Here is a 12,748-nt window from a genome sequence, read left to right as displayed (position 1 = left end):
TCAAATGCCCAGGGAACGGACTTATCTTCGGTATCAGTTATATCGCTCAATGGCCAGAAAACTTGCCAGTACAACCCTTGCCCGTCTGCCTGATGAACAGGAACAGACCGGGCCAGTGGGCCTTGATCTGTCACGGGTTCGTTTCGAAGCGATCGACGCACAGGCACTGGACGCTTATGAGCAATGGGAAGATGCCCACTTTTCATGGAATGAGGTCGTTGAATGGAAAGCGAAGGAACCCCTGGCTCTGGACATTGCCATCTGGTTCGACGAAGCGCTATGTGGACTGTGCTTTGCCAACCCGAACAACAGCCGACAACGACTGCGCATCGTACGGCTGGAAGGACGTCCAGGTGAGGCCCATCCGTTGAAAAGTCGTATCGCAACACTGGCGATGATTGCCATTGACCAGTACGCCCAGATCATCGGCAGTCAATACATCGAAGTTCAGGAGCCGTTGGAGGGCGCCATTTCTATTTATCAACAGCTCGGCTTTGAGTTCGACTCCAAAGGCCGACTTGTCATTGTGGTGGAGAGTCTAGTATCGTGAAAAGTGTTCAAATAATGATCAACACCGGGGGAAATATGCGCAAAGTGATGAGACCGTCCTCCACGAAGAAAAGATCAAACGAAGCACAGAAGAAGCCTGTTACCAAGGAACTGTCCTCGAATCAGCGTCGCTTTCTACAGGTACTCATTACAGGCGTTGAAGGCGAAGAGCCTGACTTGCTCGCCGGGCGCCCCTAAAACGCAGGCAAAAAAAACCGCTCACCAGGAGCGGTTTTTTATTGCTGACGGCTTATCCGAACAACCAGTACCCCAACAACGTCAGCACCACCACGGCGAGTACCGGGCGCATCACGCGATAAGCCTTGGGGTGACGACGTTTCCACTGTTTGACCACGCCGCTGAACTTGTCACTGAAGTTCTTGCTCCAGGCATACGCCTGGTTGATTCCGCCGACGCGTTCGTCGTCCAGATTCTGCGGTGCGGTAGCGCGGCCCAGCAAGCCACTGACCCAGCGGTTGATGCGGGTCATGATGCGGTTGCTCAGCGGACGCTCGATGTCACAGAACAGAATGACCCGGGTCTTTTCGGTTTCGTTCTTGACCCAGTGCACATAGGTCTCGTCGAACATCACGTCTTCGCCATCGCGCCAGGCGTAAACCTGACCGTCGACAAAGATGCGGCAATCGTCGGAGTTCGGCGTGGACAGCCCCAGGTGATAACGCAGCGAACCGGCAAACGGATCGCGGTGCGGGTTGAGGTGGCTACCGCCTGGCAACAGTGCAAACATCGCGCCTTTGACGTTGGGGATGCTGCTGACCAGGGCCACGGTTTTCGGGCACAGGGCTTCAGCCGATGGCAAGGGCTTGTCGTACCACTTGAGGTAGAAACGCTTCCAGCCCTTCTTGAAAAACGAACCGAAGCCGGCGTCGTTGTTCTTTTCGGCAGCGCGTATATAACCCTCGTCGAACAGGTGCATGGCTTCGTCGCGGATCACTTCCCAGTTGTCCCTGAGGACATCCAGTTCAGGGAACTTGCTGCGATCCAGATAAGGTTTGGACGGCACGCCGGAGAACACGTACATCAACGCGTTATAAGGCGCGAACAACGCCGAGTGGTTGACGAACTGACGCAGCACCGGCAAACGCGCCTTGCCGCGCAAATGCACATAGAGGGTGCTGCCCACAAAGAGCAATAGCACCAGCGCCTTGGCGGCAAACGAAAAGGTCATCAACGACTCCTTGAAAATAGGCAACGCTGCGCAACGCGTTTAACCCAGCGTGGTAGCCGGCCATGATAACCACTACCGACGTTGGGAAAAACCCGCATGACTGAACATTCAGCGTTAAGGATTGCGCAATAAAGCACTTATTAACATAAGGCGTCTGAATGGAGGCTGATCTGAATCAAGGCAACCGCCAATGGCCAGTCAGCCTCTGTGGCGAGCAAGCTCGCCCCAACACAACACACAGGGTCAGCTTGTTACTGCTGGTTTTCCTTTTCGGTAAACAGATCACTGAACAGCATGCTCGACAGGTAGCGCTCACCGGAGTCCGGCAAAATCACCACGATGGTCTTTCCCTGCATTTCCGGAGTCTCGGCCAGTCGCACTGCCACCGCCATCGCCGCGCCGCAGGAAATGCCGCACAAAATCCCTTCTTCCTGCATCAAGCGCAGGGCCATGGCCTTGGATTCGTCATCGCTGACCAGCTCGACGCGGTCCACCATCGACAGATCAAGGTTCTTCGGCACAAACCCGGCGCCAATGCCCTGGATCTTGTGCGGGCTTGGCTTGATCTCTTCACCCGCCATGGCCTGGGTGATCACCGGCGATACCACGGGCTCTACAGCCACCGAGATAATCGGTTTGCCCTGGGTATTCTTGATATAGCGCGAAATGCCGGTAATGGTGCCGCCGGTGCCGACGCCCGCCACCAGCACATCGACCGCGCCGTCGGTGTCGTTCCAGATTTCCGGGCCAGTGGTCTTTTCATGAATAGCCGGGTTGGCCGGGTTTTCGAACTGCGCCGGCATGAAGTACTTGGCCGGGTCGCTGGCGAGGATTTCGGCGGCTTTCTCGATTGCGCCTTTCATGCCTTTGGCCGGCTCGGTCAGTACCAGCTCGGCACCCAACGCCTTGAGTACCTTGCGCCGTTCCATGCTCATGGATGCCGGCATGGTCAGCATCAGCTTGTAACCACGCGCCGCCGCCACAAAGGCCAGGCCGATGCCGGTATTGCCCGAAGTTGGCTCGACAATGGTCATGCCCGGCTTGAGTTTTCCAGTGCTTTCGGCGTCCCAGATCATGTTCGCACCGATCCGGCACTTGACCGAGTAACCGGGGTTGCGCCCCTCGATCTTGGCCAGGATAGTCACGCCCCGGGGGGCGATGCGGTTGATCTGCACCAGCGGTGTGTTGCCGATGGAATGGGCGTTGTCAGCGTAAATGCGGCTCATGGCTGGGTCCTTATGCAGCGTTGAATAAGTTTTCCAAGGTATGCCTGTTGCCGATGGTCGTCCAGTTCAGGCGAACGACCGGATGTGACAGCAGTCAATGGTTTTACACTGCCAGAGAATTGCCATCATGAAGCGTCGATACAGTTGGCCCCTGTGGACCCTTGCCGGCCTCGTTGTGCTGCTGATTGCCGTACACATCGCCCTGCCCTACGTCGTGCGCAACTATCTCAACGACAAACTGGCTGACATGGGCGACTACCGTGGCCAGATCACCGATGTGGACCTGGCCCTGTGGCGCGGCGCCTACAAGATCAACGGGCTGAAGATCGTCAAAGTCGACGGCAAGGTGCCAGTACCCTTCGTCAATGCACCGCTGATCGACCTCTCGGTGAGTTGGCATTCCCTGTGGTACGACCACGCCGTGGTGGCCCAGGTGCAGTTCGATCGCCCCGAACTGAACTTCGTCGACGGCGGCGCCAACAAGCAGAACTCCCAGACCGGTCGCGGTACCGACTGGCGCGCGCAGTTGGGCAAACTGCTGCCGATCACCCTCAATGAAGTGCGGATCAACGATGGCAAGATCAGTTTCCGTAACTTCAACTCGCAGCCACCGGTCAACATGAACGCCACTCAGGTCAATGCCAACCTGTACAACCTGACCAATGTCGTCGACACAAAAGGCAAACGCGACGCCCGCTTCGACGGCAAGGCCCTGTTGCTTGGGCATGCACCGCTGGAAACCAGTGCCACCTTCGACCCGCTGAGCAATTTCGAAGACTTCGAGTTCCGCCTGCGAGCCAAGGACATCGAACTCAAAAGCCTGAACGACTTTGCCTCGGCCTACGGCAAGTTCGACTTCAACGCCGGCCACGGCGACGTGGTGATCGAAGCCCAGGCGAAGAAAGGCCAGCTCACCGGTTACATCAAGCCCTTGCTGCGCGACGTCGAAATATTCAATTGGCAGCAAGACGTGGAGAACAAGAACAAAAGCATCTTGCGCTCCGTCTGGGAAGCCATTGTCGGTGGCACTGAAACCGTGCTGAAGAACCAGCGTAAAAACCAGTTCGCCACCCGAGTGGAACTGAGCGGCAACGTGCATCAGCAGGATATCAGCGCGTTCCAGGCGTTTTTGCAGATTTTGCGCAATGGCTTCATTCAGGCATTCAACGCCCGGTACGAGCAGCCCAAGCCGACAGAGAACTGAGTCACCATGTGACGCCCCATTCAGAGACTGAATACACCGTCTGCGTTCACAGTCGACCGGCCTGCGCGTTATAGTCAGGCATTACATTTATTGCGCCCCGCCCTGCCCGTTCAGGTCGGCGTTACCGTTCGAGGATTAGCAGATGAAGTTCGAAGGCACCCAGGCCTACGTTGCCACCGATGACCTGAAGCTGGCGGTCAACGCCGCCATCACCCTGGAGCGTCCACTGCTGGTCAAGGGCGAGCCGGGCACGGGCAAGACCATGCTCGCCGAGCAACTGGCCGAGTCCTTCGGCGCCAGGCTGATCACCTGGCACATCAAGTCCACCACCAAGGCGCATCAGGGCCTGTACGAATACGATGCGGTCAGCCGCCTGCGCGACTCGCAACTGGGCACCGAGAAAGTCCACGACGTTCGCAACTACCTGAAAAAGGGCAAGCTCTGGGAAGCGTTCGAGGCCGAAGAGCGGGTGATCCTGCTGATCGACGAGATCGACAAGGCCGACATCGAGTTCCCGAACGACCTGCTGCAAGAACTCGACAAGATGGAGTTCTACGTCTACGAGATCGACGAGACGATCAAGGCCAGGAAACGCCCGATCATCATCATTACCTCCAACAACGAGAAAGAGCTGCCGGACGCCTTCCTGCGTCGCTGCTTCTTCCACTACATCGCCTTCCCGGATCGCGTCACGATGCAGCGAATCGTCGACGTGCACTACCCCGACATCAAGAAAGACCTGGTCAGCGAAGCGCTGGACGTGTTCTTCGACGTGCGCAAGGTGCCGGGCCTGAAGAAAAAGCCATCGACCTCCGAACTGGTGGACTGGCTGAAGCTGCTGATGGCCGACAATATCGGCGAAGCGGTACTGCGCGAGCGCGATCCGACCAAGGCCATCCCGCCGCTGGCCGGCGCCCTGGTGAAGAACGAACAGGACGTGCAATTGCTTGAGCGCCTGGCGTTCATGAGCCGTCGCGGCACTCGCTAAGCAGCGCTTTTTTCAACAAAAGCGGGGGCGATTGCCATGCTGCTCAATCTGTTCAATGAAATGCGCGCCGCCAAGGTGCCGGTCTCGGTGCGTGAGCTGCTGGACCTGATCAACGCGCTGAAACAGCGCGTTGTGTTCGCCGACATGGACGAGTTTTATTACTTGTCCCGGACGATCCTGGTAAAGGACGAAAAGCATTTCGACAAGTTCGACCGGGCCTTCGGCGCCTACTTCAATGGCCTGGAAAAACTCGACGATCACCTTCAGGCCTTGATTCCCGAAGACTGGTTGCGCAAGGAATTCGAGCGCTCGCTGACCGATGAAGAGCGGGCGCAGATCCAGTCCCTTGGCGGTCTGGACAAGCTGATCGAAGAATTCAAGAAACGCCTCGAAGAACAGAAAGAACGCCATGCCGGCGGCAACAAGTGGATCGGTACCGGTGGCACCAGCCCGTTTGGCTCAGGCGGTTTCAACCCGGAAGGCATTCGGGTCGGCGATGCCGGCAAGCGTCAGGGCAAAGCGGTCAAGGTCTGGGATCAACGCGAGTACAAGAACCTCGACGATTCGGTGGAACTGGGCACGCGCAACATCAAGGTCGCCCTGCGCCGCCTGCGTAAATTCGCCCGCCAGGGGGCGGCGGAAGAGCTGGACATCGACGGCACCATCGACCACACCGCACGCGATGCCGGATTGCTGAACATCCAGATGCGCCCGGAGCGGCGCAACACCGTCAAGCTGTTGCTGTTGTTCGACATCGGCGGTTCGATGGACGCCCACGTGAAGATCTGCGAGGAACTGTTCTCGGCCTGCAAGACCGAGTTCAAGCATCTGGAGTACTTCTACTTCCACAACTTCATTTATGAATCGGTGTGGAAGAACAACATGCGCCGCACTTCCGAGCGCTTCTCCACCCAGGACCTGCTGCACAAGTATGGCGCCGACTACAAAGTGATCTTCATCGGCGATGCCGCGATGGCGCCTTATGAAATCACCCAGGCGGGCGGCAGTGTCGAGCACTGGAACGAGGAGCCGGGTTATCTGTGGATGCAGCGCTTCATGGAGAAATACAAGAAGCTCATCTGGATCAACCCGTACCCGAAAGACACTTGGGGCTATACCTCGTCGACCAATATCGTGCGTGATTTGATCGAAGACCAGATGTACCCGCTGACACTGCGCGGGCTTGAGGAAGGGATGCGGTTTTTGTCCAAGTAATTTTCGCAGCCCTTAAAGTCCTCATCGCGGGCAAGCCCGGCTCCCATAGGGATTGGCGTCGTTCACAACGTATGTGAGCCACCTCATACCCTGTGGGAGCCAGGCTTGCCCGCGATGCTTTTTAGTGGTTCACAAAACGCCGCAAATACTCGATGTGCTCGCGGTACGCCACCTCCTGCACCACCGGCCGCAACCGCACCCGCTCTCCCGGCAGACACTGCGCCAATCGCGCCAACGCCAACGGCGTCAACGCCCCCAATCGCGGATAACCGCCAATGGTCTGCCGGTCATTGAGCAGCACAATCGGCTGCCCGTCCGGCGGCACCTGCACCGCGCCCAACGGGATGCCCTCGGAAATCATCGGTTTGCCCTGATACTGCAACGCCGTACCCAACAGCCGAATGCCCATCCGGTCACCCCGACTGTCCAGCGTCCAGGCACTGTTGAACACATCAAACAGGCTCTGCCCGCTGAACTCGCCAACCTGCGCACCGAGCACCAGGTCCAGCGGAGCATCGAGCTTGAAATCCGGCACCTTTTCTCCCGGCAACTCACGCACCAGCAGCGGCGCCTCGGTGCTGTAACCTAATGCAGCACCTTTGGCCAACGCCCTGCCCAGGCCATCCAGACCACCCAGCTCCTCACGTACCACCGTGGCCCGGCTGCCCAACACTTTCGGCGCATCAAAGCCGCCCGGTGCAGCGAGATAAGCCCGGGCGCCCAGTAGCGGCTGAGTGAATTGCAAACGCTGGCCTTTGTGCAGCTTGAAACTGCGCCACGGCAGCAACGCCTGTCCGTCAACCTGCGCCCCGAGATCCGCGCCGGCCAGCGCCAGCAGACAATCGTCCTCGGCCACCACGCTGAAGCCACCGAGGGTGATTTCAATTACCGGGGCATCCAGCCCGTTACCCAATAGCCAATTGGCCCATGACATCGAGCGCCAATCCAGCGCGCCACCCTGGGTCACGCCCAAATGCCGCACGCCAAAACGACCAGCGTCCTGCAACAGGCACAACGGCGTACTCGCCTCAATCAACAGTCGGCTCATGCCAGAGCCTCCAGCGGCGTGTCGTCGCCGCCCAGGTTGATGAACTCGGCATGGCTGACGGCTTCGAAGCGTACGGTGTCGCCCGGTTGCATGAGGCTATAGCCGTCGCGCTCGCGGTCGAACAGTCTGGCCGGGGTGCGGCCGATCAGGTTCCAGCCTCCGGGAGAAACCACCGGGTAGGCGGCCGTTTGCCGTTCGGCAATACCGACGCTGCCGGCGGCGACTTTCTTGCGCGGGGTGTTCAGGCGTGGCGCAGCGAGCACTTCCTCAACCAGTCCCATAAAGGCAAAACCCGGCGCGAAGCCCAAAGCAAACACCTGATACTCACGTCCGCCATGACGACGGATCACCTCATCAATTGCCAACCCGCTGCGTTGCGACAACAGGCTCAACTCGGGACCGACGCTCAGGTCATACCAGACTGGCAGCACATGCCGTTGACCGCTGCTGCGGGCGTTGGGCGACAGGTCGATCAACGCTTGCGCGATCAATTCCCGAGCCTGAGACGGGCTCAACGCGGTCAAATCGTAATGCACCATCAGCGTCGTATAAGACGGCACCAGATCGATGAGATGCCCGGCGAACGCAGTGTGCAGATTGTCACTGGCTGCCAGCATCCAAGGCATGTTGGTCTCGCTGATCTCGTCAAACAGACGCACCATCAGGCAATCGAGCGCCACCACTTCGACCCGTAATTTCATGACGCACTCTGCTGTTGCAACGCCTCGCGAATCCGCCGCACGGCGGCCACCGAAGCGGCGTTGTCGCCGTGCACGCACAAGGTGTTGGCTTGCAGGTGCAAAGCGCTGCCGTCGCTGGCGGTGAGGTTGCCGCCGCGAGCAATGGTCAGGGCCTGGTCGATGATTTTCTCGGGATCGTGATGCACGGCGCCCGGCAGTTGTCGCGAGACCAGTTTTCCGACGCTGTCGTAGGCGCGATCGGCGAAGGCCTCGAACCACAAAGTCACGCCGTACTCATCGCCCAATTGCTGGGCGGCGCTGTTGTCGCGGGTGGCCATCAGCATCAGCGGCAAGCTTCGGTCGTAGGCCGCCACGGCCTGCAGCACCGCACGCAACTGCGCCGGATTGGCCATCATGTCGTTGTACATCGCGCCGTGGGGTTTGACGTAACTCACGCGCCCGCCTTGAGCCCGACAAATGCCGTCGAGGGCGCCGATCTGGTAAAGCAGGATGTCTTGCAGTTCCTGGGCAGTGTAAGCCATGGAACGGCGGCCGAAACCGACCAGGTCCTGATAGGCCGGATGCGCGCCGATTTGCACGCCGTGGCTCAGGGCCAGGCTGACGGTCTTGCGCATGATGCCCGGGTCGCCGGCATGGAAACCGCAGGCGATGTTGGCGCAATCGATCAAGGGCATCACCTCGGCGTCCAGACCCATGGTCCAGCTGCCGAAGCTTTCGCCGATGTCACAGTTCAATAGCAGGCGGCTCACGGTGAACACTCCTGTAGTTTTATTCTTTTATACCTGTAGGCATTTACCCGCAGATTATCAGTTACTCGGCTTCGAGTTGCTTGCCACGGGTTTCCGGCAGGCTCAGGGCCGCCAGGATCACCACCCCGTAGGACACCGCCGCGAAAGCCCCGATGCCGACACTCAATGGCACGGTCTGACTCAACAGGCCGATCAGCAGCGGAAACAATGCCGCCAACGCGCGCCCGATGTTGTAGCAAAAGCCCTGGCCCGAACCGCGAATCCGCGTCGGAAACAGCTCGGTCAGAAACGCCCCCATGCCGCTGAAAATACCCGAGGCGAAAAAGCCCAGCGGAAAACCCAGCCAGAGCATCACGCCGTTACTGACGGGCAGTTGCGTGTACAGCAGGACGATGGTGAACGAGCCGACCGCGAACAGAATGAAGTTCTTCTTGCGACCGAGGATGTCAGTCAAATACGCGCTGATGACGTAACCGACGTAGGAACCGACGATCACCATCGCCAGATAACCGCCCGTGCCGAGTACGCTCAAGCCCCGTTCGTTTTTCAGAAAAGTCGGCAACCACGAGGTGATCGCGTAGTAGCCACCCAGTGCACCGGTGGTCAGCACCGAAGCGCGAAAGGTGGTGAAGAGCATGCCAGGAGCGAATATCTCGTAAAACTTCGCCGGATTGCTCGGTGCCTGCCTGGCCTTGGCTTCGCGGTAAATCTCAGGATCCTTGACCAGGCGACGGACGAAGATCACGAAAATCGCCGGCACGATGCCGAGAATGAACAGCGCGCGCCAGGCGTCTTCGGGCGGCAATACCGAGAACAGCAGCGCATACAGAATCGCCGTCAGCCCCCAACCCAGCGCCCAGCCTGATTGCACCATGCCCACGGCTTTGCCACGGTCCTTGGCGCGAATCACTTCGCCCATCAGCACCGCGCCGGCCGTCCATTCACCACCGAAACCGAAGCCCATCAGGGTGCGGCTGATCAGCAGTTGTTCATAGTTTTGCGCAAAGCCGCAGAGGAACGTGAAGAAGGCGAACCACAGCACCGTCAATTGCAAGGTGCGTACCCGGCCGATGCGATCGGACAGAATCCCTGCCACCCAACCACCGATGGCCGAGGCAATCAGCGTACTGGTATGAATCAGCCCGGCTTCGCCAGTGGTAATGCCCCACATGGCAATCAGGGTCGGCACCACGAAGCTGAGCATCTGCGTATCCATGCCGTCCAGGCCATAGCCGATCTTGCAGCTCCAGAAGGTGCGGCGTTCCTGCTGATTGATATTGCGATACCAGTCGAACGGTCCCGGACGAGCCGTAGCCGTGGGGGTGTCGAGGGTGTCGGGGGCACTCATGGCAACTCTCCGTACAGTTTTTTATTGGTATTGTTCGAAGCCCCGACGACGCCTATCGTGGGAACCGGATGCGCCGATTCTTGGGCGCCCGGCCCTGTTGCGTCCAACTAATAAAACCCCGCTCCAGACATAAGAAAACTTTATCCCACGAGCTGATCCCATGAATTTGAAGTTTCTCGAAACCTTTGTCTGGGTCGCCCGACTCAAGAGTTTTCGCCTGACGGCAGACAAGCTCTTCACCACCCAGGCATCGATTTCCAGCCGCATCGCCGTGCTCGAAGGTGAGTTGGGCGTGAAGCTGTTTTTGCGTGATTCTCGCGGTGTGAGCCTGACGCCCGAAGGCCTGAAAGTGCTCGAATATGCCGAGCAGATGATGGACACCATGCAGGCACTCAAACAGTCGATCGAGACGCGTTCGAGCAAGGTCGGACGGATCCGCATCGGCGTGATGGACACCGTGATCCACACCTGGCTCAGCCCGTTGGTAGCGCAGATGACGGATCACTATCCGCTGGTGGAAATCGAGCTGGTGGCCGATACCTCGCTCAACCTCTGCGATCAGCTGCAAAAAGGCTTCCTCGACCTGATCCTGCAAACCGACCTGTTGCGCCAGGAAAGCGTGCGCAGCCTGGAACTGGCGAGTCACCCCATGGGCTGGATCGTGGCCAGCAACTCCCTCTACAACCGCGAGTACTCAGGCATCGCCGACCTGGCGCGCGAGCGCATCATCACGTACTCGAAAAACTCCCATCCGCATCAGAACATTCTGAGCCTGATGCAGGCCAACGGCGTGCTGACGCCACGACTGAACTGCGTGAACTCGGTGTCGGCGATAACCCGGCTGCTGCGAGACGGATTTGGTATTGGCGCGTTGCCACCAGTGCTGGTCGCCGAGGAACTGGCGCGAGGCGAACTGACCTTGCTGGGCATCGATCAACGACCGCCGAATCTTCAGGTGGTGGTGTCGTGGCGGGTGGGCGTGGAGTGGGTCGAGGAGATTGTGGCGTTGTGTCAGCAGGTGCTGGAGGGATATGGGCGCAAGGTGGGTGAGGCGTATGTCGTTTTGAATCGTTGAAGATCAAATCAAAAGATGAAAATCAAAGATCGCAGCCTTTGGCAGTTCCTTGGAATATGTACCCTGTAGGAGCTGCGCAGGTTGCGATCTTTTGATCTGCTTTTACAACCCCCGCACATCCCGGTCTTCGATTGGCCGGCTCTGGCGCAGGCGCTTGCCGCCCAACACCACCCAGTCGATCAGGCGGAACAGGCATTCGATGCCGAACGACAGCAACAACGCGCCGCTCATGCCCCAGATCATCGCTTCGGGGGTCAGCAGGATCTGGTAGCTGTAGCCGTTCCAGGTTTCCTTGCGGATGTCCGGGTCGGCGGCCAGCGCCACTTGCAGGACACGGATGTACCACGGCCCCTGCATGGCCTGGAATTGTTTATCCAGCGCCAGTTGCCGGGTGAGCAAGGTGCTCAGGCTGTCGGCGTCACTACGAAATACCGGGTCGTCGCTTTCGCGGTAATGGGCCACCAGCGCCTGAGTATCGCCTTTGAAGAATTGGTTGGCGGTGTCTTGAAAGCCACGCAGACCGGTCTGCGCTTCGATCAGGTGGGCCTCGACCCGTTTGGCGTAATCGTTGATGAAACCCGGCACCTGGACACCGATCAACAGGCCCGCCGCAAACAACACCAGCCGTAGATAACTGAGCAACATGGGGTGCGTCCTTATTCGGTCTTGCCCTGGCTGACGCATTCGCCGCGTCGCCAGAGGCTCCATTGGCCCGGTTCGTAGCGGGTCCAGGTTTCGTTTTCAGTCAGCGGTTCAGTGGCAATCACCGTGACCACGTCGTTGGGCGTGGTTTCGGCCTGGAAATCGACGATCACATCGACGTCCTTCAGGCGCGCCGGACCGAACGGGGCACGCCGGGTAATTTGAGCCAGTTTGGTCGAGCAATAGCAGAACAGCCAATCGCCATCACTGAGCAGGCAATTGAATACGCCTTTGCTGCGGTATTCGGCACAGGCAGCGACCAGATCCGGCAGCAGTGCTTCGATTTCGACCGGCTCTGGGAAAGCGGCACGCACCCGGTTGAGCAAATCGCAGAACGCCGCCTCGCTGTCGGTATCGCCGACCGGACGGTAAAAGCTGTTGCTCGGGCTGAAATCCGCGAGTTGGCCGTTGTGCGCAAAACACCAGTTACGCCCCCACAGCTCCCGGACGAACGGGTGAGTGTTGGACAGGCAGACCTTGCCGACGTTGGCCTGGCGAATATGGCCAATCACCACTTCGCTCTTGATCGGATAACGCTGCACCAGATTCGCCACTTCCGACTCGCTGCTCGCCGCCGGGTCCTGAAACAGTCGCAGGCCGCGGCCTTCATAGAAGGCAATGCCCCAGCCGTCACGGTGCGGACCGGTGCGGCCACCGCGCTGCATCAGCCCGGTGAAGCTGAACACGATATCGGTCGGCACATTGGCGCTCATGCCCAATAATTCACACATCCAAGGACGCTCGCTTCAAGTCT

The 12,748-nt window shown here is 59.0% G+C and carries 13 protein-coding genes; 5 read left to right on the top strand and 8 right to left on the bottom strand.

The genetic code is table 11. From position 1 onward, the window contains the following. Positions 1 to 4: 4 nt before the first annotated feature. Positions 5 to 550, top strand: coding sequence for a hypothetical protein (locus POF45_RS23850; RefSeq protein WP_282316917.1), 546 nt, complete (start codon positions 5 to 7; stop codon positions 548 to 550). 249 nt (positions 551 to 799) lie between these two features. Here POF45_RS23850 and POF45_RS23845 read toward each other — a convergent pair whose 3' ends face one another. Together POF45_RS23845 and cysK are read right to left on the bottom strand one after the other, a co-directional pair. Beyond that, positions 800 to 1,738 (bottom strand): aspartyl/asparaginyl beta-hydroxylase domain-containing protein, encoded by a 939-nt coding sequence (locus POF45_RS23845; RefSeq protein WP_282316916.1) that lies wholly within the window; start codon positions 1,736 to 1,738, stop codon positions 800 to 802. Between the two features lie 251 nt (positions 1,739 to 1,989). Then, positions 1,990 to 2,964, bottom strand: coding sequence for a cysteine synthase A (gene cysK, locus POF45_RS23840; RefSeq protein WP_259500509.1), 975 nt, complete (start codon positions 2,962 to 2,964; stop codon positions 1,990 to 1,992). Between the two features lie 127 nt (positions 2,965 to 3,091). Here cysK and POF45_RS23835 point away from each other — a divergent pair, with 127 nt between their 5' ends. From POF45_RS23835 to POF45_RS23825, 3 genes are all read left to right on the top strand, one after another. After that, positions 3,092 to 4,168: a DUF748 domain-containing protein gene (locus tag POF45_RS23835; protein ID WP_259500506.1), complete on the top strand. Its 1,077-nt coding sequence runs from the start codon at positions 3,092 to 3,094 to the stop codon at positions 4,166 to 4,168. Between the two features lie 142 nt (positions 4,169 to 4,310). Beyond that, positions 4,311 to 5,156 carry an AAA family ATPase gene (locus POF45_RS23830; protein ID WP_259500504.1) on the top strand — a complete coding sequence of 282 codons (846 nt, stop codon included), beginning with the start codon at positions 4,311 to 4,313 and terminating at the stop codon, positions 5,154 to 5,156. Between the two features lie 36 nt (positions 5,157 to 5,192). After that, positions 5,193 to 6,371, top strand: coding sequence for a vWA domain-containing protein (locus tag POF45_RS23825; RefSeq protein WP_259500501.1), 1,179 nt, complete (start codon positions 5,193 to 5,195; stop codon positions 6,369 to 6,371). A gap of 121 nt (positions 6,372 to 6,492) precedes the next feature. On the opposite strand, the gene POF45_RS23820 is transcribed toward POF45_RS23825, so the two are convergent. From POF45_RS23820 to POF45_RS23805, 4 genes are all read right to left on the bottom strand, one after another. Continuing rightward, entirely contained in the window at positions 6,493 to 7,419 is a 927-nt protein-coding gene (locus POF45_RS23820) for a 5-oxoprolinase subunit C family protein (protein WP_259500499.1), read from the bottom strand. Beyond that, complete coding sequence (locus POF45_RS23815; RefSeq protein ID WP_259500497.1) at positions 7,416 to 8,120, bottom strand: 5-oxoprolinase subunit B family protein; 705 nt, start codon at positions 8,118 to 8,120, stop codon at positions 7,416 to 7,418. The genes POF45_RS23820 and POF45_RS23815 overlap by 4 nt, the downstream gene beginning before the upstream one ends. After that, on the bottom strand, positions 8,117 to 8,869 hold the full coding sequence (locus tag POF45_RS23810) for a 5-oxoprolinase subunit PxpA (protein WP_259500494.1): 753 nt from the start codon (positions 8,867 to 8,869) through the stop codon (positions 8,117 to 8,119). Before POF45_RS23810 ends, POF45_RS23815 begins: the two co-directional genes overlap by 4 nt. A gap of 61 nt (positions 8,870 to 8,930) precedes the next feature. After that, positions 8,931 to 10,217 carry an MFS transporter gene (locus tag POF45_RS23805; RefSeq protein ID WP_259500492.1) on the bottom strand — a complete coding sequence of 429 codons (1,287 nt, stop codon included), beginning with the start codon at positions 10,215 to 10,217 and terminating at the stop codon, positions 8,931 to 8,933. A 160-nt stretch (positions 10,218 to 10,377) separates the two neighbouring features. Between POF45_RS23805 and POF45_RS23800 the strand changes: the two genes are divergently transcribed. Next, a complete protein-coding gene (locus POF45_RS23800) occupies positions 10,378 to 11,292 on the top strand; it encodes a LysR family transcriptional regulator (protein WP_282316915.1) in 915 nt (304 codons plus the stop codon). A 102-nt stretch (positions 11,293 to 11,394) separates the two neighbouring features. On the opposite strand, the gene POF45_RS23795 is transcribed toward POF45_RS23800, so the two are convergent. Together POF45_RS23795 and POF45_RS23790 are read right to left on the bottom strand one after the other, a co-directional pair. Continuing rightward, positions 11,395 to 11,937, bottom strand: coding sequence for a DUF2937 family protein (locus POF45_RS23795; RefSeq protein WP_259500480.1), 543 nt, complete (start codon positions 11,935 to 11,937; stop codon positions 11,395 to 11,397). An 11-nt stretch (positions 11,938 to 11,948) separates the two neighbouring features. Continuing rightward, positions 11,949 to 12,725 carry a class II glutamine amidotransferase gene (locus POF45_RS23790; protein WP_282316914.1) on the bottom strand — a complete coding sequence of 259 codons (777 nt, stop codon included), beginning with the start codon at positions 12,723 to 12,725 and terminating at the stop codon, positions 11,949 to 11,951. Positions 12,726 to 12,748: the final 23 nt, after the last annotated feature.

It is taken from the genome of Pseudomonas fungipugnans, assembly GCF_029955235.1.
GTDB classification, from domain to species: Bacteria; Pseudomonadota; Gammaproteobacteria; order Pseudomonadales; family Pseudomonadaceae; genus Aquipseudomonas; species Aquipseudomonas fungipugnans.
The sequence above is the reverse complement of the archived record's forward strand: the minus strand, read 5'-3'. Positions and strand labels throughout refer to the sequence as shown.

Excerpts from the sequence above, each read along its gene's own strand:
- POF45_RS23850 (WP_282316917.1), top strand. The coding sequence starts at position 5 with ATGCCCAGGGAACGGACTTATCTTCGGTATCAGTTATATCGCTCAATG.
- POF45_RS23845 (WP_282316916.1), bottom strand. The coding sequence starts at position 1,738 with ATGACCTTTTCGTTTGCCGCCAAGGCGCTGGTGCTATTGCTCTTTGTG.
- cysK (WP_259500509.1), bottom strand. The coding sequence starts at position 2,964 with ATGAGCCGCATTTACGCTGACAACGCCCATTCCATCGGCAACACACCG.
- POF45_RS23835 (WP_259500506.1), top strand. The coding sequence starts at position 3,092 with ATGAAGCGTCGATACAGTTGGCCCCTGTGGACCCTTGCCGGCCTCGTT.
- POF45_RS23830 (WP_259500504.1), top strand. The coding sequence starts at position 4,311 with ATGAAGTTCGAAGGCACCCAGGCCTACGTTGCCACCGATGACCTGAAG.
- POF45_RS23825 (WP_259500501.1), top strand. The coding sequence starts at position 5,193 with ATGCTGCTCAATCTGTTCAATGAAATGCGCGCCGCCAAGGTGCCGGTC.
- POF45_RS23820 (WP_259500499.1), bottom strand. The coding sequence starts at position 7,419 with ATGAGCCGACTGTTGATTGAGGCGAGTACGCCGTTGTGCCTGTTGCAG.
- POF45_RS23815 (WP_259500497.1), bottom strand. The coding sequence starts at position 8,120 with ATGAAATTACGGGTCGAAGTGGTGGCGCTCGATTGCCTGATGGTGCGT.
- POF45_RS23805 (WP_259500492.1), bottom strand. The coding sequence starts at position 10,217 with ATGAGTGCCCCCGACACCCTCGACACCCCCACGGCTACGGCTCGTCCG.
- POF45_RS23800 (WP_282316915.1), top strand. The coding sequence starts at position 10,378 with ATGAATTTGAAGTTTCTCGAAACCTTTGTCTGGGTCGCCCGACTCAAG.
- POF45_RS23795 (WP_259500480.1), bottom strand. The coding sequence starts at position 11,937 with ATGTTGCTCAGTTATCTACGGCTGGTGTTGTTTGCGGCGGGCCTGTTG.
- POF45_RS23790 (WP_282316914.1), bottom strand. The coding sequence starts at position 12,725 with ATGTGTGAATTATTGGGCATGAGCGCCAATGTGCCGACCGATATCGTG.